General features: G+C 67.2%; 18 protein-coding genes. 15 read left to right on the top strand and 3 right to left on the bottom strand.

All coding sequences use genetic code 11. The features are described 5' to 3' along the window. Nucleotides 1-59 precede the first annotated feature (59 nt). Nucleotides 60-845 (bottom strand): IclR family transcriptional regulator, encoded by a 786-nt coding sequence (locus tag AADZ78_RS27620; protein WP_085248416.1) that lies wholly within the window; start codon nt 843-845, stop codon nt 60-62. A gap of 65 nt (nt 846-910) precedes the next feature. Between AADZ78_RS27620 and AADZ78_RS27615 the strand changes: the two genes are divergently transcribed. From AADZ78_RS27615 to AADZ78_RS27605, 4 genes are read left to right on the top strand one after another with little or no spacing between them, the layout of a single operon-like run. Continuing rightward, nucleotides 911-2,254 (top strand): FAD-binding oxidoreductase, encoded by a 1,344-nt coding sequence (locus tag AADZ78_RS27615; RefSeq protein WP_085248404.1) that lies wholly within the window; start codon nt 911-913, stop codon nt 2,252-2,254. Beyond that, the gene (locus AADZ78_RS27610) at nt 2,254-3,063 is read left to right on the top strand and encodes a DAPG hydrolase family protein (RefSeq protein WP_085248406.1); all 810 of its coding nucleotides are present in this window, start codon (nt 2,254-2,256) and stop codon (nt 3,061-3,063) included. Before AADZ78_RS27615 ends, AADZ78_RS27610 begins: the two co-directional genes overlap by 1 nt. A gap of 60 nt (nt 3,064-3,123) precedes the next feature. Then, nucleotides 3,124-3,564, top strand: coding sequence for a class I SAM-dependent methyltransferase (locus AADZ78_RS29340; RefSeq protein ID WP_085248408.1), 441 nt, complete (start codon nt 3,124-3,126; stop codon nt 3,562-3,564). Continuing rightward, nucleotides 3,470-3,916 (top strand): hypothetical protein, encoded by a 447-nt coding sequence (locus tag AADZ78_RS27605; protein WP_169726197.1) that lies wholly within the window; start codon nt 3,470-3,472, stop codon nt 3,914-3,916. Before AADZ78_RS29340 ends, AADZ78_RS27605 begins: the two co-directional genes overlap by 95 nt. Before the next feature lie 65 nt (nt 3,917-3,981). On the opposite strand, the gene AADZ78_RS27600 is transcribed toward AADZ78_RS27605, so the two are convergent. Next, nucleotides 3,982-4,257: a hypothetical protein gene (locus tag AADZ78_RS27600; protein ID WP_085248412.1), complete on the bottom strand. Its 276-nt coding sequence runs from the start codon at nt 4,255-4,257 to the stop codon at nt 3,982-3,984. Between the two features lie 158 nt (nt 4,258-4,415). Here AADZ78_RS27600 and AADZ78_RS27590 point away from each other — a divergent pair, with 158 nt between their 5' ends. The 4 genes from AADZ78_RS27590 (at nt 4,416) to AADZ78_RS27575 (ending at nt 10,914) form a co-directional block, all read left to right on the top strand. Next, nucleotides 4,416-5,624, top strand: coding sequence for an IS4 family transposase (locus AADZ78_RS27590; protein WP_204080107.1), 1,209 nt, complete (start codon nt 4,416-4,418; stop codon nt 5,622-5,624). Between the two features lie 271 nt (nt 5,625-5,895). Beyond that, nucleotides 5,896-7,104, top strand: a complete 1,209-nt coding sequence (locus AADZ78_RS27585) for an IS4 family transposase (protein ID WP_204903364.1) — start codon at nt 5,896-5,898, stop codon at nt 7,102-7,104. A 389-nt stretch (nt 7,105-7,493) separates the two neighbouring features. Continuing rightward, on the top strand, nt 7,494-9,110 hold the full coding sequence (locus AADZ78_RS27580) for a hypothetical protein (RefSeq protein WP_085250120.1): 1,617 nt from the start codon (nt 7,494-7,496) through the stop codon (nt 9,108-9,110). A gap of 142 nt (nt 9,111-9,252) precedes the next feature. Further along, nucleotides 9,253-10,914, top strand: coding sequence for a hypothetical protein (locus AADZ78_RS27575; protein ID WP_204903578.1), 1,662 nt, complete (start codon nt 9,253-9,255; stop codon nt 10,912-10,914). 175 nt (nt 10,915-11,089) lie between these two features. Here the strand turns inward: AADZ78_RS27575 and AADZ78_RS27570 are convergent, their stop codons facing one another. Continuing rightward, nucleotides 11,090-16,564 carry a PE family protein gene (locus AADZ78_RS27570; RefSeq protein ID WP_341343654.1) on the bottom strand — a complete coding sequence of 1,825 codons (5,475 nt, stop codon included), beginning with the start codon at nt 16,562-16,564 and terminating at the stop codon, nt 11,090-11,092. A gap of 652 nt (nt 16,565-17,216) precedes the next feature. Here AADZ78_RS27570 and AADZ78_RS27565 point away from each other — a divergent pair. From AADZ78_RS27565 to AADZ78_RS27535, 7 genes are all read left to right on the top strand, one after another. Next, entirely contained in the window at nt 17,217-17,369 is a 153-nt protein-coding gene (locus tag AADZ78_RS27565) for a hypothetical protein (protein ID WP_239656883.1), read from the top strand. A 477-nt stretch (nt 17,370-17,846) separates the two neighbouring features. Then, nucleotides 17,847-19,085 carry a PPE family protein gene (locus tag AADZ78_RS27560; protein ID WP_085250063.1) on the top strand — a complete coding sequence of 413 codons (1,239 nt, stop codon included), beginning with the start codon at nt 17,847-17,849 and terminating at the stop codon, nt 19,083-19,085. A 170-nt stretch (nt 19,086-19,255) separates the two neighbouring features. Then, nucleotides 19,256-20,428 (top strand): PPE family protein, encoded by a 1,173-nt coding sequence (locus AADZ78_RS27555; RefSeq protein ID WP_085250064.1) that lies wholly within the window; start codon nt 19,256-19,258, stop codon nt 20,426-20,428. A gap of 527 nt (nt 20,429-20,955) precedes the next feature. Then, on the top strand, nt 20,956-21,243 hold the full coding sequence (locus AADZ78_RS27550) for a type II toxin-antitoxin system Phd/YefM family antitoxin (protein WP_085250068.1): 288 nt from the start codon (nt 20,956-20,958) through the stop codon (nt 21,241-21,243). Then, nucleotides 21,240-21,497, top strand: a complete 258-nt coding sequence (locus AADZ78_RS27545) for a Txe/YoeB family addiction module toxin (RefSeq protein ID WP_085250065.1) — start codon at nt 21,240-21,242, stop codon at nt 21,495-21,497. The genes AADZ78_RS27550 and AADZ78_RS27545 overlap by 4 nt, the downstream gene beginning before the upstream one ends. A 326-nt stretch (nt 21,498-21,823) precedes the next feature. Then, the gene (purU, locus tag AADZ78_RS27540) at nt 21,824-22,735 is read left to right on the top strand and encodes a formyltetrahydrofolate deformylase (RefSeq protein ID WP_085250066.1); all 912 of its coding nucleotides are present in this window, start codon (nt 21,824-21,826) and stop codon (nt 22,733-22,735) included. A 391-nt stretch (nt 22,736-23,126) separates the two neighbouring features. Then, a complete protein-coding gene (locus tag AADZ78_RS27535) occupies nt 23,127-23,447 on the top strand; it encodes a type II toxin-antitoxin system PemK/MazF family toxin (protein WP_085250067.1) in 321 nt (106 codons plus the stop codon). The last annotated feature ends 95 nt before the right edge of the window (nt 23,448-23,542 follow it).

Below are 23,542 nucleotides of genomic sequence, written 5' to 3'. Positions count from 1 at the left end.
AATTACAGGACGTCGGGGCCGGGACAGGAGGTACCAAGGCGTGACGGCGAACTGGGTTTCTACCCAGATCTCGTGCGGCCCGAATTCTGGTCGCCGTCTCGATGTCGCATGGCCGGCGACTCGGCGGCCATCCGCAAGACAGCGATGATCTGCTGCTCTTTCTCCAGAAATCGCTCGGTGGGGGCAGGCACCGAAATCGCGATCACGTTGTCGCCCACGGATCGTCCCGCAATTGCAGCCGCGGAGATCCCTGGAGTGTGTTCGTCGCGATCGAAAGCGATTCCGGTGCGCCGGATTTCGGTGATCTCGCGACGCAACCCGTCGGCAATCTCGGAGTCGAATCGAGATAACGCCGCCTCGGCGTCGTCGTCGTCGAGTACCGCCAGTGCGGCTTTTCCGTTGGCCGTCCGGTCCAACGGAAACCGGACCCCGACGGCCGAAACCGCGCGCAGTCGGTGTGACGATTCGATCTGGTCAATGAACAGCATGCGTTGGCCGCGCAGTATCGACAGGTCGACGGTCTCGCCATCGGTTGCGCGGGCTATGCGTTCGATGGTTGGCCGGAATATCGCCGAGATGCGGGCGCCGGTGGCGTTACCGAATCCCAGCAATCGCTCACCGAGCGAGAACCGACCGTGCGAATCGACGCTGACCAACCCGACCTCGGACAGCCCGACCAGCAGCCGCCGCGTGGTCGACTTGGCCAACCCCAAGCGCTCACCGAGATCGACCAAGCGCAACGTTCCCGGTTCGGCGGCGATTTCGTCCAAGGCGGCCGCGGCGCGACGCAGCACCTGGATTCCCTCGTCGCGATACGTTGCCGGACTTCGTTCCGTTCGGGACACCACTCCACTATAGTGGGCCGCAGCACGGACTACCAAGACCCGAAATTCGGATCAAAGGAGATCTTATGAGCGCGCTACCGGCCGGGCGTCACTACTTCCGCGATGCTGACGGGTACGAGGAAGCCCGCCGCGGCACGGTATGGCACCAGCGCGTGCCGAAACGCTATCCCGAGGTGATTGTCCAGGCCGTTGATTCCGACGACATCATCGCGGGTGTCAGGTATGCGAGCGCCCACAGTCTCAAGGTCAGTGTCGTATCGGGAGGGCGCAGCTTCGCGGCGAGCCACCTGCGCGACGGCTCCGTGCTGCTCGACGTCAGCTGCCTCGATCACGCCCATATCGACGCCGAGAAGGGCCTGGCCGTTGTCGGTCCGGGTAAGGGCGGCAGCCTGCTCATGGCCGACCTGCAGGAGCAGAACCTGTTCTTCCCGGGCGGCCACTGCACGGGTGTGTGTCTCGGAGGTTATCTGCTCCAAGGTGGATATGGCTGGAACAGCCGGATGTACGGGCCGGCGTGCGAGAGTGTCGTAGGCGTGGATGTCATCACCGCCGACGGCGAGCAGATTCATTGCGACGCAGACAATCACGCCGATCTGTACTGGGCTGCCCGCGGCGCGGGTCCGGGCTTTTTCGGTGTCGTCACGTCGTTCTACCTCAAGCTGTACCCGCGGCCTGGCGCGTGTGGCAGCAGCGTCTATGTCTACCCGTTCGAGCTTGCCGACGAAGTCTTTACCTGGGCTCGTGCGGTCAGCGCCGAGGTGGACCCTCGAGTCGAGTTGCAGGCGCTCGCCTCTCGCGGGGAACCGAATGTGGGCATCGACATCCCCGTCATCTCGTTTCTGGCGCCGGTGTTTGCCGACTCCGATGAGGAGGCCGAAAAGGCTGTCGCGTTGATGGACAGCTGCCGCGTCGCCGAGCAGGCGCTCGTGAAAGTCCCTTATAGGCCAACAGATTTGCCTACCTGGGGGTATGGCTTCGCGATGAGCCACTATCTGTCCGACCATCACTACGCGGTGGACAACATGTGGACGTCGGCGTCGGCCGAGGACCTGCTGCCGGGTATCCGGACGATCCTGGACACGATGCCCCCGCATCCGGCGCACTTCCTCTGGCTGAACTGGGGCCCGTGCCCTCCCCGCCAAGACATGGCCTACAGCGTCGAAGCCGACATCTATCTAGCGCTTTACGGCTCCTGGAAGGACCCCGCCGACGAGGTGAAGTACGCGGACTGGGCGCGGTCCAACATGGTCGCCATGTCGGATCTGGCCGTCGGGATTCAGCTTGCCGACGAGAACCTAGGCCAGCGTCCGGCGCGGTTCGCCAGCGACGCAGCTATGGCCAAGCTAGACCGGGTGCGCTCCGAATACGACCCCGATGGCTTGTTCAACAGTTGGATGGGGCGAATCTGATGGCCGGGGAACTGTATCTGGGCTACCGCGGCGACGACGCGGACACGCCATGGGGCAAGTTCTTCAAGCCTGAAATGGCGCCGCTGCCACAGCATGTCGTCGAGGCGCTGCAGCACGGCCCGCAAGGCGGGATGGCGTTGTTGGCCTTCGACGACGCCGCGAGCGTTGCCGACGAGGGGTACCAGCAGACCGAGAATGGCTACGGGGTCTTCGAGGACGGCAGCTACCACGTGTCGGTACGCACCGACATGCCCGGTGTTACCCCGGCGATGTGGTCATGGTGGTTCGGCTGGCATGGTTGCGACACCCGCCGCTACAAGTTGTGGCATCCGCGTGCGCACCTGTCCGCAGCGTGGAAAGACGGGGACGACGCCGGCCGTCAGGGTGCCCAGCGTTATATCGGTCGCTGCTCGTTGATCAGCGAGTACATCGGCTCATCGCTGCTGAACGGTGCGATCCAATTCGTGGCGCCCCAGGAGATGGGCTGTCCCCCCGACAGCGACGATGCGGTGGCGGTGTGTGCTCGGCTGGGCTCCGGTTACGCCCCGGTGGATGTTGGATGGTTCATCCACCACATCCGGTCGACGCAAGGCGGGTCCGAGATGCGTTCCCGGTTCTGGGCGGGCGGATCGCACATCGCGGTGCGCAAGGCCCCTGGCGTGGCTTTAGAAGCGATGCGCCCCATCGCGTCGCGGATGCTTGGCGACCCGGTGGCCAGCGGTCGCAATCTGCTGGCGCATTGCGCGCAAGAGATGAACCACCTCGCCGGCTTCCTGCCAGCGCTGTACGACGCCTTCGACAATGCGTAACGCCTCGCGGCAGAGCCTCGCATATGCGGGCCAACAGGATTGGAGTTTCCACGTGCACCTATGGATCACATGACAATGTCCCAGGGTAGCGGTGTGCGCTACGACGCGATTGGCCACGATTACGCGGCTTATCGACGGCCTGACCCACGCATCTCGGCTGCCGTGCAGGCGGCGCTCGGAGACGCCCAAACTGTCGTGAATGTGGGAGCCGGCGCTGGCTCCTACGAGCCGGTAGACCGGCCAGTGATCCCGGTAGATCCCTCCAGGGTCTGGCCATTGCAGCGCGCACGAACCCGTCCCCCCGCCGTATTGGGGGTGGCAGAGAATCTACCGCTGGCCGACGGCGCAGTCGATGCCGCCATGGCCGTGATGACAATCAATCACTGGGCTGACGTTGACGTAGAGCGTGGACTCGCTGAACTTACCCGAGTTGCCGAGCAGGCGCGTCGTACCACTGACGACTTATATGGATGTGGAAGCCGAAATGTGGCTGCTACGTGATTACCTTCCCGGGGTGGTTGAGCGCAACCGACGAGAATTTCCAACGATTGCGCGGATCGAAGCGATGTTGAATGCGCCCACACGGGTTGTCACGGTTCTGGTGGCCGCCGACTGTACGGATGGATTTACACTATCGTTTTGGAGTCGGCCCGAAGCAGTTCCTGACCCGGCCGCAAGCGCCGCAACCAGCGAATTCGCGCGAATGGACCCAACTGCTGAAACCGAAGCAGTCGAACGTCTCGCTAGGGACTTTGAAGCAGGCATCTGGGACCGTGCGAACGGCCACCTGCGCACCTGTCCCGTGCTCGACGTGGGCCTGCGACTTCTGGTCTCAGAGATGACACCGTCTTAAGAAGGTCCCGTACATACCGCAGCCTGGCCATCGCCTCCTGACGAATCCGCAACGCCGCGTCCAGCTCAGTGCTTACCGCTGCCTCGGGGTGTCGACCGTCCGCTCCTCGGTGTCCGAGGAACGTGACAACCGATAAGGAACAGCGCCCCGATGGCGACCAGCCGCGCGGCCGCCGCCTGGTTCTCCGACCGCGACAACACGCTGGCCCCGATCCAGTAGAAGATGCTTCCCGTGTGCGGAGGAGGAGCGGCGCTTATGAACACGACGAGTTGCGCGCCCGGGTGCTCGAAGCCGTCGAAGGGATCGGCGTGACTGTCGCGCTCGGCGAGCCAGGCGGACATGGCCTGCCCGCGATCACATCGCTTACCCGTCGGCGGCGTGCTGTTCACCGTTGCACAGACCTCGCCCGGGCACGCGCACCATGCGATCTCCACGGCGATGCAGGCGTTTTAACCCCAATACCGTTCAGTTAAGGTTACATGGGTGTAGTTTATGACCTATGCCTCGTGCGGGTTGGCGGAAGCCTGAGTCGGATCGCCGGTTGTCAGATTTGGTGTCGGTGGGGGTGCTGACGCGGGTGTTTCCCGCAACGGTGGTGGATGAGGTGATCGAGCAGGCCGGTCGCACTCAGCAGCGGCATCGGTCGTTGCCGGCGCGGGTGATGGCGTATTTCGCGATCGCGATGGGCCTGTATTCAGAGGGCTCGTATGAGGATGTGTTGGCCCAGCTCACTGATGGTTTGGCGTGGGCGTCGGGGTGGCGTGAAGAGTATCGACTGCCGGGTAAGTCGGCGATCTTTCAGGCTCGTGAGCGGCTGGGATCGGCCCCGTTGGCCAGCTTGTTTTCCCGGGTAGCCCGCCCGTTAGCCGGACCGCAAACCCCAGGGGCTTGGCTGGCCGAGCGGCGGCTGGTGGCCATCGACGGCAGCTGTCTGGATGTGGCCGACACCCCAGCCAACGACGAGTACTTCAGTCGTCCGGGGGCCGGCGGCAGGGGTGAGAAGGCCGCATTTCCGCAGGCCCGGATCCTGGGGCTGGCCGAGTGTGCCACGCATGCGGTCTTCGCCGCAACGATCGGTGGTTACCGTGACTCGGAGGCCAAACTCGCCGAAAAGCTGCTGGATGCTCTCACGCCGGACATGCTGCTGCTGGCTGATCGCGGGTTCTTCTCGTATGCCTTGTGGCGCAAAGCCCTTGCGACCGGAGCCGACCTGTTGTGGCGAGTACGCACCGACGCCTACGCGCCACAACCGGTGCATGTGCAGGATCTTGCTGACGGCTCGTGGCTAGCGCATCTGCAGTCCAGCGCTGACCGTCGCAGCGAGCCGATGCTGGCACGAGTCATCGACTACACCATCGACGACGGACGCGAAAACTCCACCAGCTACCGGCTATTCACCACGCTGACCGATCCCGAACAGGCCCCCGCCGTCGAGTTGGCCGCCGCCTACGCCCAGCGCTGGGAAATCGAAAACACCTTCGACGAACTCAAAACCCATCAACGCGGACCCCAGGTGGTACTGCGCTCGAAGTCCCCTGATCTTGTCCTACAAGAGATTTGGGGACATCTGTGCTGTCACTACGCCATTCGTACCCTGATGGCCCAGGCCGCCGAACACGCCGGCGAGGACCCCGACCGGGTCAGTTTCACCGCCGCGCTGCGCATCACCCGCCAATCCGTCGCCCAACAGGGCGCATTTCCCCCCTGAGGACCCCCAAGCCGCCGATCAGCACTGGTGGGCCTTCCTGCGCCGCCTGCTCGACCGACTCAACCCCGCCAGGCGCCGACGATCCGCACCACGGGTGATCAAACGCAAAATGTCCAAATGGCACGTCAAACGCGCAACTCACGCTCACTGGCCCCAACCCCAACGCCCACCAGACGTCACGACTCTCCGCCTTAACTGAACGGTATTGGTTTTAACCCGGCTTAACTTCAATACCGTTCAGTTAAGGTTACATGGGTGTAGTTTATGACCTATGCCTCGTGCGGGTTGGCGGAAGCCTGAGTCGGATCGCCGGTTGTCAGATTTGGTGTCGGTGGGGGTGCTGACGCGGGTGTTTCCCGCAACGGTGGTGGATGAGGTGATCGAGCAGGCCGGTCGCACTCAGCAGCGGCATCGGTCGTTGCCTGCGCGGGTGATGGCGTATTTCGCGATCGCGATGGGCCTGTATTCAGAGGGCTCGTATGAGGATGTGTTGGCCCAGCTCACTGATGGTTTGGCGTGGGCGTCGGGGTGGCGTGAAGAGTATCGACTGCCGGGTAAGTCGGCGATCTTTCAGGCTCGTGAGCGGCTGGGATCGGCCCTGTTGGCCAGCTTGTTTTCCCGGGTAGCCCGCCCGTTAGCCGGACCGCAAACCCCAGGGGCTTGGCTGGCCGAGCGGCGGCTGGTGGCCATCGACGGCAGCTGTCTGGATGTGGCCGACACCCCAGCCAACGACGAGTACTTCAGTCGTCCGGGGGCCGGCGGCAGGGGTGAGAAGGCCGCATTTCCGCAGGCCCGGATCCTGGGGCTGGCCGAGTGTGCCACGCATGCGGTCTTCGCCGCAACGATCGGTGGTTACCGTGACTCGGAGGCCAAACTCGCCGAAAAGCTGCTGGATGCTCTCACGCCGGACATGCTGCTGCTGGCTGATCGCGGGTTCTTCTCGTATGCCTTGTGGCGCAAAGCCCTTGCGACCGGAGCCGACCTGTTGTGGCGAGTACGCACCGACGCCTACGCGCCACAACCGGTGCATGTGCAGGATCTTGCTGACGGCTCGTGGCTAGCGCATCTGCAGTCCAGCGCTGACCGTCGCAGCGAGCCGATGCTGGCACGAGTCATCGACTACACCATCGACGACGGACGCGAAAACTCCACCAGCTACCGGCTATTCACCACGCTGACCGATCCCGAACAGGCCCCCGCCGTCGAGTTGGCCGCCGCCTACGCCCAGCGCTGGGAAATCGAAAACACCTTCGACGAACTCAAAACCCATCAACGCGGACCCCAGGTGGTACTGCGCTCGAAGTCCCCTGATCTTGTCCTACAAGAGATTTGGGGACATCTGTGCTGTCACTACGCCATTCGTACCCTGATGGCCCAGGCCGCCGAACACGCCGGCGAGGACCCCGACCGGGTCAGTTTCACCGCCGCGCTGCGCATCACCCGCCAATCCGTCGCCCAACAGGGCGCATTTCCCCCCTGAGGACCCCCAAGCCGCCGATCAGCACTGGTGGGCCTTCCTGCGCCGCCTGCTCGACCGACTCAACCCCGCCAGGCGCCGACGATCCGCACCACGGGTGATCAAACGCAAAATGTCCAAATGGCACGTCAAACGCGCAACTCACGCTCACTGGCCCCAACCCCAACGCCCACCAGACGTCACGACTCTCCGTCTTAACTGAACGGTATTGGGCTTAACTTCGGCCTAGTCCCAGTGAGGCCAGCCTCGGACCGCCGAGGTGGGTACCAGGTTGGGTGGGATCGTTGGGGTTGGCTGCGGGTTGACCAGCGGTCCGAGCCTGCCCTCCCAGGATCGTCGCGCCGTGAACCTGGTCGCTGGTCAGGTGGTCATGTCGGGGCCAGGCTATTCAGATGGCCGCAATAGTCACCGTAAACGACGTCCTTGAGGGGCATGTGGGCTTGGATGTGGAGTGTTTGGATCGGATCTATCTGAACGGCTATGTGCCCAATTTGCAGGTGGCCGGGCAGGTGGTGTCGTTTATGACCGCGCATCTGGGAAATCCGATCCCCTCGCCGGCGATCTTGGAGAAGATCGGTACCGCGTTTCGCAAGGCCGTGGACCGCTTCGCTACCGATAACAAGATCCCTCTGGTGCGGTTCGGTAAGGACGACCGCAAGGCCGACGTGATGCGCCCGTATCTGGCTGGCCAGGCGCGCACCGGTCGCTCTGGAGTGGCCGCGATCGGCATCGCCCAGGAGTTTCAGAACGTGTTCGCCTCGACGCAGCGACTGGGCGACCCGGTTCCGTGGTTTTCGTTTTTCAAGGCCGACCGGCGGGTGACGTGTTTTTACTTCTACCTCTGGGACATTGATTTCGGGCCGGCGTTCATCAAGATCTGCGCCTACTTTCCCTACCCGATCAAGGTATGGATCAACGGCCACGAGTGGGCCAAATGCCAGGCCACTCAAGCCGGCATTGGGTTCACCGAACTGTCCAACGGGTTTGCCAGCTGTGCGGATCCCGCCGCGCTGCAGGCCATCTGTGACCGGCTGGGCCCGGGCACGATCGGGGTGTTCTTCGAACGCTGGATGAGTCGGCTGCCGCTGCCGCTGACCGAACACGACCGCGCCGGCGGCTACTGGTGGGAACTGTCCATGCGCCAGATCGAGGTCTCGCGCACCCTGGTCTTCGATGCACCGCGACAGGCCCGCGGGTTCTTCGAAGCGCTGGTCGCTGACAATCTCGATATCGGCCGCCCCGACAATGTGGAACTGATCTTCCACGGGCCCCGAGGGCTGGGCCAGCCCGTCAAACTCGGTTGTGTGCCCAGGACCAGGATCGTCACGTGTGGCACCGAGGTCACCGTTAATGCCTTCTACAAGAACTCCCGCATCAAGCAATATCTCAAAGACGCACGCGCGCTGCGCATCGAGACCGTGATCAACTCGCCTGATGATCTGCGCTGCCACCGCCGCCTGGTCCATCTCGACGAGCTGCAGGCCCGCGCGCGTGCGGTCAACCGCCGTCTGCTCGATACTGAACGTGTCGGTCAGGGCTGCGTCCTTGCGAGTCCAGCCTTTGAGCGGATCGCACAGCCCAGCCTCACCGAGGATGGCAGGAGGGCCCCGGCCTTACGGTTCGGCGACCCTCGGGTCCAAGCCCTGGCCGGCGCCTTGTGCACCAGCGTGCTCGCCGTCACCGGCATCACCAACAAGAGCCTGCGCGCCTTGATGACCGGGCTGCTCGGCGGGAGCGACTACTCGATGAACCAGGCCAGCTACGACCTTGCCCGGCTGCGCCTCAACGGGCTCATTACCCGCATCCCCGGCAAGAACCGCTACCACCTGACCAGCGACGGGCTGCGGTTTGCGATCTTCTACACCAAAGTCCACGACCGGCTACTACGTCCACTTTTGGCCGCCGACCAGCTACCAGCCCCGCCCCAATTGCGAAACGCATTGCGCACCATCGACATTCACATCACAGAAACCATCGACCAGGCACGACTCCTGCCGAACGCAGCCTGAAAACTCAAGACAAGTCTCACAGTCCTAGCGACCAAGGGTCGGTAGCGACCAAGGGTCGCTACGCCGCCGCCGGGACTTCGCCCGGCGGCGGTGGCCCTTCGGGCAGTTTCACCTGACGTGGTGTGGGTGGTTTCGTGGGTGGGTGTCCAGCGATGAATTCAGTCTGCGGTATTCGGATTTGGTGATTGGGACCTATGACTGCGTTGATCGGATCGTGCTTAACGCGTTCTACCCACTCGGGTATGAGCCGGGCGGGTTGCGTACTTGGTGGCGACGGCTGCACCAGGGCAGTGACGACGAGTTGGACAACACGCATCTGATGCGGATGGCGGGGCGGTTCGCGCGCCGGGTCAAGGCCTGGGGCGCAGCCAACGCGGTACCGGTGATCTTCTGCAAGTCCGGGCAGCGCAAGCACCGTATCGCCGAGGAGTATCTGGCCACCCATGAGGTCGGCACCGGGGTGTTTTTGGTGCTGGTGGCCAAGGCGCCGGCGCCGGTGTGGAAAGTGGTGCGCTCGGCGAGGACCGGTGCGATCGTCAACATCGAGAGGAGGCGCGAATACGTCAACCACTATTCGTTTCACATCATCGACCCCGAGTGGGGTCACGTGACGATCAAGATGAGCGGGCATCCGCCGTTCGGCGCGCAGATCATCCTCAACGGGCATGAGTTCGTGGCTCGGCAAGCTGCCGCGGCGGGGATAGCATTTACCAAGGCCGGCAACTGCTTTACCGCAATCGCCGACCCCGCAGGCCTGGCCCGGATCGCAGATGCCTTGTCGCAGGATGCGACTGTAGGGCGGCTGGGCCAGGTCTGCCAACGATGGATCTATTCGGCGTGTTTGTGTTTTGGGCTCGATCTTGACGAGCAACAGCGCAGTGGATTCGGTTACGGATTCGCCGTCTACCAGCTCGAGTACAGCCGCAACCTGATCTTTTCCGAGGGCGCCAGGATGCAGCAGGTGTTCGATGCTGTGGTGGATCGCACCCGTTCTCGGCTGGATGCGCCCAAAATCCGCACCATCTTCGGCGCCGCGCGGCGCCCGTACCGCACCCGCAAGGGTTCCTCGGCGATCGAAGCCGCGATCGAGACACCTACGTATGACCTGACCGTGTTCAAGCTGCACTTCGGGCGGCTGACCGGCAAGGCCTATACCAAAGGCGAACGCGTGCTTCGCTTCGAGGCGATCGCGCACAATACCGCCGATTTGCGCTGCGGGCGCATGATCGAGAAGTTTCCGCAGATCGTCACTCAGCTGGCCGGTATCGCCGAGCGGTTCGCCACCGCCTTGGACTGTGTAGACACCGGATTTCTCGACGACGGCATCCTCGATGAGCTGCCCACCGGATCGACGCTGGGCGCTTCCCGCATCGGCGGTGTCGACCTCAACAGACCCCGCATGCATGAGGCGCTGCGCGGCGTGTTGGCGTTGGCGCCCGCGCCCAACGGGTTCACCGTCGCCGAGTTCGCCGCCAAAGTCCACGCCCTCACCGGGGTAGACGACAGCGCTTACAACGTCCGCCAGGCGGGCTACGACCTGCGCAAACTGCGCGGCAAACAGCTCGTTGACAAACCCGGCCGCGCCCGCCGCTACCATGTTCCGCCGCTGGCGGCGCGCACCATCGCCGCCCTGCTCACCCTGCGTGACCAGATCATCGCCCCGATCCTCGCTGGCGTGCACAGCCCGAAGATGGGACGCAAACCCGCGCATTGGACACGCGTCGACCGCGACTACGAACGAATCCGCATCGACATGCAAACACTGTTCACCGATCTCGCCATCGAAACACCCCTAGCCGCTTGAGGATTCGGCGCAAGAAACTCATTCCACATCGCCAACAAATTGTCGAAAGTCGATCCTCAAGCGGCTAGTGAGACCGGGGTCCGCAGCCGTCGCAAACATATTGTCGAAATTTGAAGCTCAAGCACCTGGCCCCGGAAGGCGGAGGAACCACACCAGGATTGTTTGCTCAAATGTGTCACGACCCATGCGGCCCGTCGGCACCGTCGCTGCCGGCGTCGCCGTCGCTGCCGTCGCCTTCGAGGCCCGTGCCGCCGCTGCCGCCGTTGCCGCCGGTGCCGCCGGTGCCGCCGTCCCCTCCCCCGCCGCCGTTGCCGCCACTGCCACCGTTGCCGCCGTTTTGACCGTTGCCGCCGTTGCCGCCATGCGTGGAGGCGGAGTCGCCGCCGTTACCGCCGGTGCCGCCAGTGCCGCCGTTGCCGCCAGCACCACCGACGCCGTCGCCGTTGCCGCCGTTGCCGCCGTCGCCGCCGTCAGCGCCGGTGCCGCCGTTGCCGCCGTTGCCGCCGAAGTTGCCGCTCCCGGTGATGGAGCCGCCATCGCCACCTGTGCCGCCTACGCCGCCGGTGCCGCCCTTGCCGCCGCTGCCGCCGCCTTCGCCGCCTGCACCGCCTTTTCCGCCGACTGCAGCGTTGCCGCCCGCGCCGCCTGCACCCCCACCGGCGATCTCGCCGGTGCCGCCGGTGCCGCCGTTGCCGCCGTTGCCGCCTTGGCCGCCTTGGCCGCCGGTTCCACCGCCGGTGCCGTTGATGCCGGCGCCGCCGTTGCCGCCTTGGCCGCCGGTGCCGCCGGCGCCGCCGTCGCCGCCGTTCCAGCCGTCTAATAATCCTTCTGCGCCGTTGCCGCCGTCACCACCTTGGCCGCCGTCACCACCTTGGCCGCCGGTGCCGCCGGTGCCGTTGGCGCCTGCGGTGCCGCCGCCACCGGTGCCGGCGGCACCGCCCGCGCCGGCGTTGCCGCCCGCCCCGCCGTTGGCGCCGTTGCCGGCGAAGTTGCCGTTGCCGCCGGTCCCGCCGGTGGAGCTGCTGCCATCGGCACCGCTGCCGCCGCTGCCGCCGTTGCCGCCGTTGCCGCCGTTGCCGCCGGTACCTCCATTGCCGGCGGTGCCGCCGTTAGCGGCCCCGCCGGTGCCGCCGGTGCCGCCGTTGCCGCCAGCGGAGCCGTCCGACCCGTCGTCACCGCTGCTGCTGGACGCGTCGACGCCGCTGCTGCCGGTGCCACCGGTGCCGCCGTTACCGCCGTTACCGCCGGTGCCCGCAGTTCCGGTGTCGCTAGCGCCGGCCGAACCACCGTTACCGCCGTTACCGCCGTCGCCGCCGTTGCTGGTGGTGCTGCCGTTGGTGCGTGCGCCGCCGTCGCCGCCGTTGCCGGCGTTACCGCCGTCCCCGCCGTCGCCGCCGGTACCGCCGCCTGTGGCGGTGCCGCCGGCCCCGCCGTCCCCGCCGGTGCCGCCCTTGCCGCCGGTGCCGCCAACAGCAAAGGAACCAAGACCCTCGCCGCCCGTGCCGCCGCTACCCCCCTCGGAGCCGGCGCCGCCGGTGCCGCCGGCACCCCCGTCGGTGCCGGCACCGCCCGCTCCGCCGCTGCCGCCGGTGCCGCCGGTGCCGCCGGTCCCGCCGGACCCGATGGTGCCCGAACCGCCGTTGCCGCCGCTGCCAGCCGCACCGGCGTCGCCGCCGTGGCCGCCGGTGCCGCCGCCGCTGCCGTTGATGCCGGCCCCGCCGGCCCCGCCGTGGCCGCCGGCCCCGCCATTGCCGCCGGTGCCGCCGTCCAAGCCGGCAAAAGAGGAAGAGTCTTGTCCGCCGGTGCCGCCGTTACCGCCGGTGCCGCCTTTACCGCCGGTGCCGCCGGTACCGGCGGTGCCGTTGGTGCCGGTGGTGCCGCCGCTACCGCTGCCGGCGGCCCCACCGGCACCGGCCGCGCCGCCGGTGCCGCCGTTACCGCCGTTACCGCCGGCGGTGCCGTCACCGCCGACGCCGCTGGTGGAGCTGCTGCCGTCGGTGCCGTTGCCGCCGGTGCCGCCGTTGCCGGCCTTGGCCCCGTTACCGCCGGCGCCGCCGTTGCCGGCGGTCCCGCCGTTGGCTGCCCCGCCATCGCCGCCGGTGCCGCCGGCCCCGCCGTTGAAGCCATCACCGCCGGTGGTGCCGGTGGCGCCGTCGCTGCCGGCATCGCCGGTCCCGCCGTTGCCGCCGGCCCCGCCGTTACCGCCGACACCGGCGACACCGGCGGTGCCGGCACCGGAGGCGGTTCCCCCGATGCCGGCGTCGCCTCCGGTGCCGCCGTGACCGCCGTCGCCGCCGGCGGTGGCGCTGCCATCGCCGCCGTTGGCGCCCTGTCCGCCGGTGCCGCCGTTGCCGCCGTTGCCGCCGTTAGCGCCGGCGCCGACACCGGCCCCGGCGTCACCACCGCCGCCACCGGCGCCGCCTTGGCCGCCGTAGCCGCCGGTATTGCCCGCGGTGGCGGCCCCGCCCTGCCCGCCGTCGCCGCCGTTACCGCCGTGACCGCCGGCACCGTTGGTGCCGCCGGCGCCGGCGGTCCCGCCGGCCCCGCCGGCCCCACCGCCACCACCGGCGCCGCCGGTGTAGCTGTCGGGGTACCCGCTGCCCCCGTTACCGCCGTTACCGCCGGTGCCGCCAGCCCCGGCGACCCCGGAGACCCCGCCGGTGCCGCCGGTTCCGGCCGCGCCGGCGTCCCCACCGACCCCGCCGGCCCCACCAGCCCCGCCGGCCCCGGCGCCGGTGGTGTCGCCGTCGGCGGCGTTACCGGCGTTACCGCCGACCCCGCCGGCCCCGCCGTTACCGCCGCTGCCGTTGATGCCCCCAGCAGCGCTGTTGCCGCCGGCCCCGCCGGCCCCGCCGGCCCCACCGGCCCCGCCGGTATACCCGGCGCCGCCCGGGGTGGTGTTGTCATCACCGATCCCACCCTTACCCCCGGCCCCGCCGTCACCGCCGACACCGGCGTTGCCGGCGAGACCGGCGCTACCGGTGCCGGTGCCGGCGGCCCCACCGTTACCGCCGGCCCCGCCAACTCCGCCGGCCCCACCGTTACCGCCGGCGCTGTTGGCACCGTTACCGCCGGCACCGCCGGTGCCGGCGGCGGCGCCGTTACCGCCTTGGCCGCCGTTGCCGTTGGTGCCGCCGGCCCCGGCGGCCCCACCGGCCCCGCCGTTACCGCCGGCCCCGCCCGCGTAGCCGTCACCGCCGGTGGCCGAGGTGGCCCCGGCGGCGCCGTTATCGCCGGTCCCGCCATCACCACCGGCCCCGCCCTGGCCGCCGACACCGGCGTTCCCGGCCACACCGGCGCTGCCGGCACCGGTACCGGCCGTCCCACCAGCGCCGGCGGCCCCGCCGTCACCGCCGGTGCCGCCGGTGCCGCCGTTGCTGTTGTTGCCGGTGCCGCCGGCACCGCCGACCCCGCCGGTGGCGCCGTTACCGCCTTGACCGCCGTTACCGTTGGTGCCGCCGGCCCCGGCGGCACCACCAGCCCCGCCGGTACCGCCGGCCCCACCCGCGTAGCCGTCACCGCCGGTGGCCGCGGCGGCCCCGGCCGCACCGTTATCCCCGGTCCCGCCATCACCACCAGCCCCGCCTTGGCCACCGATACCGGCGTTGCCGGCGACACCGGCGCTACCGGCACCGGCGCCGGCCGCCCCACCAGCGCCCGCGTTGCCGCCAACCCCGCCGTCACCGCCGGTGCCGCCGTTGCTGTTGTTACCGGCCCCGCCGCCACCGCCGACCCCGCCGGCCCCGCCGTTACCGCCTTGACCGCCGTTACCGTTGGTGCCGCCGGCCCCGGCGGCCCCACCCGCCCCGCCGTTACCGCCGGCCCCGCCCGCGTAGCCGTCACCGCCGGTGGCCGCGGTGGCCCCATCGGCGCCGTTATCCCCGGTCCCGCCGTCACCACCAGCACCGCCTTGGCCGCCGACACCGGCGTTGCCGGTGTGGGCGCCCCAGCCGGCCCCGGCCGCCCCCCCAGCACCCGCGGCCCCGCCAGTACCGCCGTTACCGCCGGTGCCGCCGGCGCTGCTGGCACCGGCCCCACCGGTCCCACCGGCACCGCCGGTGCCGCCGTTACCGGCGACACCGCCGTTACCGGCGATCCCGATCAGCGCCTTGCCCCCGGCCCCCCCGGCCCCGCCGTTACCGCCGGTACCGCCGTCCCCACCGGCGCCGCCGGCGGTCGAGGTGTCGCCGCCGGCCCCGCCGGCACCGCCGGTGCCGCCGGCCCCGCCATGGCCGCCGAGCCCGATCACTCCCGCGGCCCCGCCGGCCCCGCCGGCCCCACCGTTGGCGCCGTCACCACCGGCCCCGCCGCTAGCCCCGGTGGTCCCGTCGTAGCCGGCCGCCCCGACACCCCCGTTACCGCCGTTACCGATCAGCAGTCCCGCATCGCCGCCGCGGCCGCCGTCACCGCCGTAACCGCCGCCCACACCACCGGCCCCCCCGGACCCGATCAAGACGGCGGCCCCGCCGGACCCGCCGGACCCGCCGACACCATCGACCCCGTTACCGGCCCCACCGGCCCCACCGGCCCCACCCGAACCATAGAGCCACCCGCCGCGGCCGCCGCCCCCACCGTGACCGCCGTCACCGCCGGCATTGCCGCCCCCGGCCCCACCAGCCCCACCGGCTCCGAATAATCCGGTGTTGCCGCCCAGACCACCAGCCCCGCCGGTACCCGCGGTCGCGGCGGCGGTCCCGCCGGCCCCACCGGCCCCGCCCGAGCCATACACCAGCCCGCCATCACCTGCCCCACCACCAGCACCGCCGCTGTGGCCACCCGAGCCGCCCTGCCCGCCGCCGCCACCAGCGCCGAGCACCGACGCCGACCCACCACCGCCGCCACCACCACCGGTACCGCTGAGGGGATCGCCGGCCCCGCCGGCCCCGCCGGCCCCGCCGTCACCGATGAGCCAGCCGCCGCGCCCACCGGCGGCCCCGTCCCCGCCGTGACCGCTGAGGCCGGCCCCACCGACCCCGCCAGCCCCGCCATGGCCGATCAACCCGGTCGCACCACCAGCACCGCCCATCCCGCCGGTGCCCCCCACCGCCGTCGAGCTACCCCCGGCCCCACCGGTCCCACCCGAACCCCACACCCAGCCACCGCGCCCCCCGGCCCCCCCAACCCCGCCGGCCCCCCCGGTCCCACCATTGCCGCCGTTACCGATCAACCCCGCCGACCCGCCCGCACCCCCGGGTGTGCCCGCATCACTGCTACTACCCCCATTGCCGCCGCTACCCAACAACCAGCCGCCATCACCACCGGCCTGACCCACCGCACCACTGGCCCCGTTGGCGCCGTTGCCGATCAACGCCCGCCCCGTCACCGCCACACTCGAGGCGTTCACCGCATCCAGCAGGCCTTGCGCCGCGGAAGCCTCCGCGCCCGCATACCCCCCCGCGCTGGCGGCCAACACCGCGCTGAACTGCTCATGAAACCCCGCCACCCGCCCCGCCAACACCTGATAATCGCGCCCATGCTCAGAAAACAACCCCGCGATCGCCGCCGACACCTCATCCTGTGCCGCACTGGCCACCGCTGTCGTCGCGCTTGCCGCCGCCGCACTCGCCTGGCTGATCGTCGACCCCAACACCGACAAATCCGCCGCCGCCGCCAACACCACCTGCGGAGACACCACCACAAACGACGACATGACAACCCTCCCACCAGACCGGCCACCACCCCCGGGCCGATACCGGCCCGATGACGTGCAGCCCACAGCCACCGACAACGACGAACACACCCTACGACCCCCACCACCCCAGCCCGCGCATTTCAGCGCACCCTCTGCGCGACCACCACCCCCACCCCCCGCCACGCCCAACACCTGTACAACACCACAACCCCAACCCCCACCCACAGTGACCAACCACAACCAACACCCCCACAAAACCCCCGACACCACACCCACAATCCAACACGCCCGGTGACGCTGATCTTGACCGCCTCAGAATGTTCAGAATGTCCGTAGACTTCGATTCCCGAAGGCAACATCCGCGGCAAGGTTCACCCAAGCCCGCTGAGGACGATCTCATCGGGGACACCCCTGGGGAGGTCGACCCTATGGCGGGCTCGAGTACCGGCGTCCCGCCGCTGAAAACCGTGGTCTGCCGTCAGGCGCGTCGCTCTGTGGCAAGGTGTCCAGCGCCGGAAGACCGCAGGCGTCGCCCGATGACAGACCACACAGGAACCACCCTGGTCGACACGACCGGTAACCAAAACCCTACTAAAACGATTAGGAGTCGATAATCGTGGCGATCGCATCAGACTCAACTGTGATTTTCCTTCATTCACACCCTACTTGGATGGCAGCCCAGCAGCGCGAATGTCAGCGCCAGGAAGATATGCGCCGCCACCCTTCTTTCCTCACCGACCAGCACGCTGCTGGGCTGGAGCCCAACGTGGCCGCCGGCGCCTGCTACTGCACGGTTTGGCCCGGCGCCGACGCGCCCGCCTGAAGGTGATGCGCACCGACACGGGCGGCCGCGGGCGCCAGGATCGACGCCCACCAGTTAGGCCGCGAGGTGTCGATACGCTCAACCATCCCGGGGACCGGCTTGTGCAGCCAGGTACGTCTCGCTTACCGAGGAGTGAGGTGTTTTGACATACCTCAGAGGTGCCGCCCGGCGACGGTGGTCAAGGCGGCGTTTGCCGGGCGCGCTCACGGCTCGGCGCCCGCATTGTGTACGGACTGCGCGATTCCGCGATAAATCAGTCACTTCAGGTACCACTGCTTTATGGAGCCGGTTTCAGAAGCTGGGATTTCACACACGAGTTGGGTCGCCCCATTCGTTTACGCTGACGTTACACAACCGAAGTAGTCTATGCGGACTATTTCCCTAGCATATTGATGCAGTGAAACTATTATTGCATTAGTCACTAGTGTGTTGGTTTTCTTCGCCGACGGCCCCAGTCTCTCAGTAGGCGGTTACGCTATGACATTCGACGCTCTGCCCGCCAAGGCTGACGTCTTGCAGGGCGATGCGCCCTGGCGCCGGCTGGGGGTTGCCGCGGGCTATGACTATGGGGCGTTACCACCCGAGATCAATTCCGGTCGTATGTATAACGGTCCTGGATCGGGGTCCCTGGTGGCCGCTGCGGCGGCGTGGGCCAGCCTGGCCGCGGAATTACACCTGGTGGCGACTGCCTACAGCTCGGTGATCTCGGAGCTGGCCAGCATGCTGTGGTCAGGGCCCGCGTCGGATTCGATGGTCACCTCGGTGCTGCCGTTTGTCGACTGGTTGAGGGCAACCGCGACGCTGGCCGAGCAGACCGGGAGTCAGGGCAGGGCTGCCGCGGCGGCCTATGAGGTGGCGTTTGCGATGACGGTGCCTCCGCCGGTGATCGCGGCCAATAGGGCTTTGTTGATGACGCTCATCGCGAGCAATTGGCTCGGGCAGAACACGCCGGCGATCGCGACCACCGAGTCACACTACGTCGAGATGTGGGCGCAAGACGCCACCGCCATGTGCTACTACGCGAGTTCGTCGGCAGCCGCGTTGATTTTGACTCCGTTTGCGCCGCCGCCGAGCACCACCAATCCCGCCGGCCTGGCCGCCCAGGCCGGCGGGGCGAGCGATGGCGCCGCCACCCAGGCAAGCACCGCCACGGCGGCGTTATCGCAATCGCACCCCTATCTGGTCGCCGCCTCCGCGATCGCGGCGCTGCTGGGGCAAGATGCCTCAGTTACGGCGTTTCCTTGGAGTGCCGCACTCAAGTACTGGACCATGTTCCTGGGCGCTGTTGCTACTGGCGAAGGGTTCATTTACGACGGCGGTGGGTTTCCGCTGAATGCTCTCCAGTTTGTCGGCGCGATGTCGTGGGCGCCCGCGGCAGCGGGGGCCGATGCGGCTGCGGCGGCAGCCGGTGCGGGGGGCGCCGCTGGGTGGTTGAGCTTGTCGCAGCTGGGGTCAGGACCGGTGTCGGCGACTGCGGGTTTGGCCGACACGATCGGGCCGCTGCGGGTGCCGCAAAGTTGGGCGACGCTGACCTCCGCGTCGCAGGTGGAAACCGTGGACATGTCGGTTCCGTGTGTGCGCGCCGCCGCGGGGTGCAGCGCGGTGTCGGGTCTCTTCCGGGGTGTACCGATGTCGGGCGCCTGCACCGATGGCAATGTGGGCCGCCGATACGGACTGCGACTCACCGTGATGTCACGTCCGCCGAACGCCGGGTAGTGCACGTGGGCCAGGCTAATGGCGCATCAAGCCAACGACTTTCGATAAGGGAATGACATGTCGCCGACTGAAACCGAAGCGCCGCCGGCGACTGCGATCAAGACACGAGGTAGCGGTCCAAGAATCAGCGCTCAGAAGGCGGCCCGCGACGAGTTAAGGAGTCCCTAGCGATGGGTTTCGATTTTGGGGCGTTGCCACCGGAGGTTAACTCCGAGCGCATGTACTCTGGCCCGGGGTCGGCACCGATGGTGGCTGCGGCGTCGTCTTGGAATGGGTTGGCTTCTGAGCTGAGCTCGGCCGCCGTCGGTTACGAGCGGGTGATCACGACGCTGCATGACGACGAATGGCTGGGTCCGGCGTCGACGTTGATGCTCGAAGCGGTCGCACCGTATGTGACGTGGATAAGAGCCACGGCCGCACAAGCTGAGCAGGCGGCCGCTCAGGCGCGGGCGGCCGCGGCCGCTTTTGAGACCGCGTTCGCGGCCGTGGTGCCTCCGCCGCTCATCGCCACCAATCGCGCTCAGCTAGCGTTGCTGATAGCCACAAATGTGTTCGGTCAATACACGACCGTGATCGCAGCCCTGGAGGCTCAATACGGCGAAATGTGGGCCCAAAACGCCACCGCCATGTACAGCTACGCGGGTTCCTCGGCCGCTGCCACGAAGGTGACGCCGTTTACCCCGCCGCCGCAGATCAGCAGCCCGTCCGCAGCGGCCACGCAATCCGCCGCAGCCGCCCAAGCCGGCGCCAGCGCCGCCGGTACAGCGCAGAACACGCTCACGGGGCTCATTTCTCAGCTGCCGAGCACTCTGATGGACCTCGCATCACCGTTGTCGTCCGCCCTGACTTCTGCAGGGTCGTCCTCAAACCAGGGATGGCTGCAGTGGTTTGCCAACTGGTACGAGCCGATATCACAGCTGATCTACAACACCGTGGGTTTGCCGTATTTTGCGATCGGCATCGGCAACAGCCTGGTGACATCGTGGCGGGCGCTGGGATGGATCGGCCCGGAGACCGCTGCCGGAGCAGCATCAGTTGCTGCAGGCGCCACACCGGCAGCGCTGGGCGCCGCTGGGCCGGTAGCCGCAGGCATAGGCAACGCCACCGCGATTGGCAAGTTATCGGTGCCCCCCTCCTGGACAGCGGCCGGACCAGCCCCCATCGCGTCCGTGGGCTCAGCCGCCGCGCCGATGGCTAGCGACATCGTCAATCCCGCGGAGGGCGCTGTGCTTGGAAACCTGCTGGGCGGCCTGCCGCTGGCGGGACCCGGCGCTGGCGCGGCAAGCGGTCCCCGGTACGGATTCCGGCTCACTGTGATGTCCCGGCCGCCATTTGCCGGATAAGGCGACTCGTTTAACGCCCAGAACTCGACGCTGCCGCCCTCTGCAAGCTCTTTGATCAGAACGCCGCAGATGCGAAGAGACGTCGTGGTTTGCCGACACGACCGAGATCCAGCCGCACCCCTGTCTGGTCGTCATGGCCAACCCGATCAACGTCGGTGACTTCAAAGAGATCAATTCTGGTTCTCCCTGATCAGCTTGCCGCCGGCGCTTCCGTTGCCAACCAGTGCCGCCGGTGCCGGAGGTGTGCGCAATGAGATCCATTACGACTTGGCCGCAGCCCCATACCCCACCTTGCAGTCGTCGCGCCTTCACCGCCGAGGACGCCAATGACTACACGCCGCGAGAACATGATCGCGCTGCACGGTGCTCCCCATCAGCACCGGCGGTGGCCACCACAGCACCACTGTCACCGTAACGGCTGCCGCCCGGCGCACCGGCGGACAACGGGTCGCAGTCCACACGCCGCCGTACGGAAATACTGTACATTATACGTACAGATATTCGGCATGGATAGGAGTGCCCACCCGATGTCCATCAGCGCGAGTAAAGCACGCCAACGTCTGTTCCCACTGCTCGAGCAAGTCAACACTGACCACGAACCGGTCCGCATCACCTCGAAAGCTGGCGATGCGGTGCTTATGTCGGCCGATGATTACGACGCGTGGCAGGAGACCGTGTATCTGCTCCGCTCGCCAGAGAACGCCCGCCGCCTGATGCAGGCCGTCGCCCGAGACAAGGCCCGTCCCGCAGTGTCGGACAGGGACACTACGAAGACGATCGAGGAGCTGCGGGAGATGGCCGGCGGCCAGGGGTGAGGGACATCAACTTCGATGCTGACGCCTGGGAGGATTTTCTGTTCTGGCTGGCCACCGACCTGAAAACGGCGCGGCGCATCACCCGGCTGATAGGCGAGGTCCAGCGCGACCCGTTCACCGGAATTGGAAAGCCAGAAGCGCTCAGGGGCGATTTGTCTGGGTACTGGTCTCGGCGCATCGACGATGAGCATCGGCTCGTATACCGGGCCGATGAGCACGAAGTGAAGATCCTCAAAGCCCGGTATCACTACTGACTCGGAAGGCTGCTGGTGTGACCGCCCTGATCGTGATGGATTTGGCTCAGAACGGAACCAACGATCCGCCACGCCATGGTGAGTACCGGCGCTATGACGGGCGGTCGTGTAGGCCAACATCGGTCCGACCACCCATCGCCGCATCGGAGACGGCACGCCGGTAGGCGCGCTTCCCCGCAAACTTGGTGGTGAGTTGGTGGCCTGCCACCCAACCCCGAGGTGCTGCTGGCGCCCGATGACGAAGACGCGCCGTCGTTTCCGTCGCAGCCACTCGCGACGGTATCGTGGCCTCGGGAAATTTGACCAACCGGCAAAGGGGGCCGTGGGTGTCATCGGCGAACCAGCCTGACAACTATCCCCCGCGACCTATCGGTCCCCCACCCCCTGCTGATATCGGCCGGTTGTTGCTTCGCTGCCATGACCGCGCAGGAATCATTGCCGCGGTGAGTGCCTTCCTGTCGCAGGCGGGGGCAAACATCGTTTCGTTGGATCAGCACTCCACCGCGCCCGAAGACGGCACATTCCTGCAACGCGCAATTTTTCACCTTCCTGGCCTGACGGCTGCGATCGATGAGCTGGAACGCGAATTCGCCAGCACTGTGGCCGGCAAATTCAACATGGACTACCGATTTACCGAAGCGGCAAAGCCCAAGCGGGTGGCCATCATGGCATCCAAAGAAGACCACTGCCTGTTAGACCTGTTGTGGCGCAACCGTCGTGACGAACTGCAGATGTCTGTCGTTATGGTGATCGCCAACCATCCCGACCTGGCCGAGCGGGTGCGTCCCTTCGGTGTGCCCTTCATACACATTCCCGCCACCCGCGATACCCGCGCGCAAGCCGAACAGCGTCAGCTTCAGTTGCTTTGCGGCAATGTCGATTTGGTGATACTGGCCCGCTACATGCAGATACTCACACCGGAGTTTTTGAGCGGCGTCGGCTGCCCGCTGATCAACATTCACCATTCATTCCTGCCGGCCTTCGTCGGCGCATCGCCCTACAAGCGCGCGCGAGAACGAGGGGTCAAACTGGTCGGCGCGACCGCGCACTACGTCACCGAAGTACTCGACGAGGGCCCGATCATCGAACAAGATGTGGTGCGCGTCAACCACACCCATACGGTCGACGATCTGGTGCGTGTCGGCGCAGACGTCGAACGCGCGGTACTGTCTCGCGCCGCGCTCTGGCACTGCCAGGACCGCGTCATCGTGCACGACAACCAGACAATCGTCTTCTGACACCTGCAATCGAAACCGACAAGGATTTCGCAAGGTTTCACCAAGCGCCGGCCGGCACTCATCGCGCACCGGCAACCCGGCGCCCCACAACTCGCAACGACGCGTAAGAGGGGTAGTCATGTTCACCGCCCATATCCGTTCCCTCGTTGGCATGTCTGAGCTGGCCTCGGCGATCGGCCTGGCCGCTTTCGGGGCCTCGCTGTGCACCGGTAATCCGAATTCGCGGGGCTGCTGCCGGGGGGTATCGCCGGGTGCAAGTGTGGGTGCCTGACGTCCGCTCTGCGTAGTTCGCCGCAGAAGCACACCGGGAAGCACTGGCGCTCGCCGAAGCCGACCGGTGCAGCGATGATATCGACTTTGTCGAGGCGATCTGCGATCTGGCCGACGACGAGTGACCCGCGGCGAGCTCTGGACCGTCTCGGGTGGCGTCTATGCCGCCAAGCCCTGGCCGGCTCTCATCATTCAAGACGACCTGTTCGACGCGACAGAGTCGGTCGTCGTCATCCCGCTGACCAGCACCGTAGCCGATGCGCCGGTAACGCGCATCGCGGTGCCCACGACCACCGGAATCACTGGGGCCAGCTTCGTCATGATCGACAAAATCACCACAGTGCGCCGGTCGAGCCTGGGCACGCGGATCGGTTGCTTGCCTACGACCCTCATGGCTGACATCGAACGCTCACTCATGGTATTTCTCGGCCTGGCTTCCTGAAGCACCGCGTGTCCTTCCGCGCGACTGAATAGCCCCGTTCCCGATGCCGCTTTGGTCTCAACTTAAGAGACGAGAACAGCGGACAGGGCTATGAC

Source organism: Mycobacterium riyadhense (assembly GCF_963853645.1).
GTDB classification, from domain to species: Bacteria; Actinomycetota; Actinomycetes; order Mycobacteriales; family Mycobacteriaceae; genus Mycobacterium; species Mycobacterium riyadhense.
The sequence above is the reverse complement of the archived record's forward strand: the minus strand, read 5'-3'. Positions and strand labels throughout refer to the sequence as shown.

What these genes read in the sequence shown, in the direction of transcription:
- AADZ78_RS27590 (WP_204080107.1), top strand. Translation starts at nt 4,416, where the DNA reads ATGCCTCGTGCGGGTTGGCGGAAGCCTGAGTCGGATCGCCGGTTGTCA.
- AADZ78_RS27555 (WP_085250064.1), top strand. Translation starts at nt 19,256, where the DNA reads ATGGGTTTCGATTTTGGGGCGTTGCCACCGGAGGTTAACTCCGAGCGC.
- AADZ78_RS27570 (WP_341343654.1), bottom strand. Translation starts at nt 16,564, where the DNA reads ATGTCGTCGTTTGTGGTGGTGTCTCCGCAGGTGGTGTTGGCGGCGGCG.
- AADZ78_RS27550 (WP_085250068.1), top strand. Translation starts at nt 20,956, where the DNA reads ATGTCCATCAGCGCGAGTAAAGCACGCCAACGTCTGTTCCCACTGCTC.
- AADZ78_RS27565 (WP_239656883.1), top strand. Translation starts at nt 17,217, where the DNA reads ATGGCAGCCCAGCAGCGCGAATGTCAGCGCCAGGAAGATATGCGCCGC.
- AADZ78_RS29340 (WP_085248408.1), top strand. Translation starts at nt 3,124, where the DNA reads ATGGATCACATGACAATGTCCCAGGGTAGCGGTGTGCGCTACGACGCG.
- AADZ78_RS27610 (WP_085248406.1), top strand. Translation starts at nt 2,254, where the DNA reads ATGGCCGGGGAACTGTATCTGGGCTACCGCGGCGACGACGCGGACACG.
- AADZ78_RS27600 (WP_085248412.1), bottom strand. Translation starts at nt 4,257, where the DNA reads ATGTCCGCCTGGCTCGCCGAGCGCGACAGTCACGCCGATCCCTTCGAC.
- AADZ78_RS27615 (WP_085248404.1), top strand. Translation starts at nt 911, where the DNA reads ATGAGCGCGCTACCGGCCGGGCGTCACTACTTCCGCGATGCTGACGGG.
- AADZ78_RS27580 (WP_085250120.1), top strand. Translation starts at nt 7,494, where the DNA reads ATGGCCGCAATAGTCACCGTAAACGACGTCCTTGAGGGGCATGTGGGC.
- AADZ78_RS27560 (WP_085250063.1), top strand. Translation starts at nt 17,847, where the DNA reads ATGACATTCGACGCTCTGCCCGCCAAGGCTGACGTCTTGCAGGGCGAT.
- AADZ78_RS27585 (WP_204903364.1), top strand. Translation starts at nt 5,896, where the DNA reads ATGCCTCGTGCGGGTTGGCGGAAGCCTGAGTCGGATCGCCGGTTGTCA.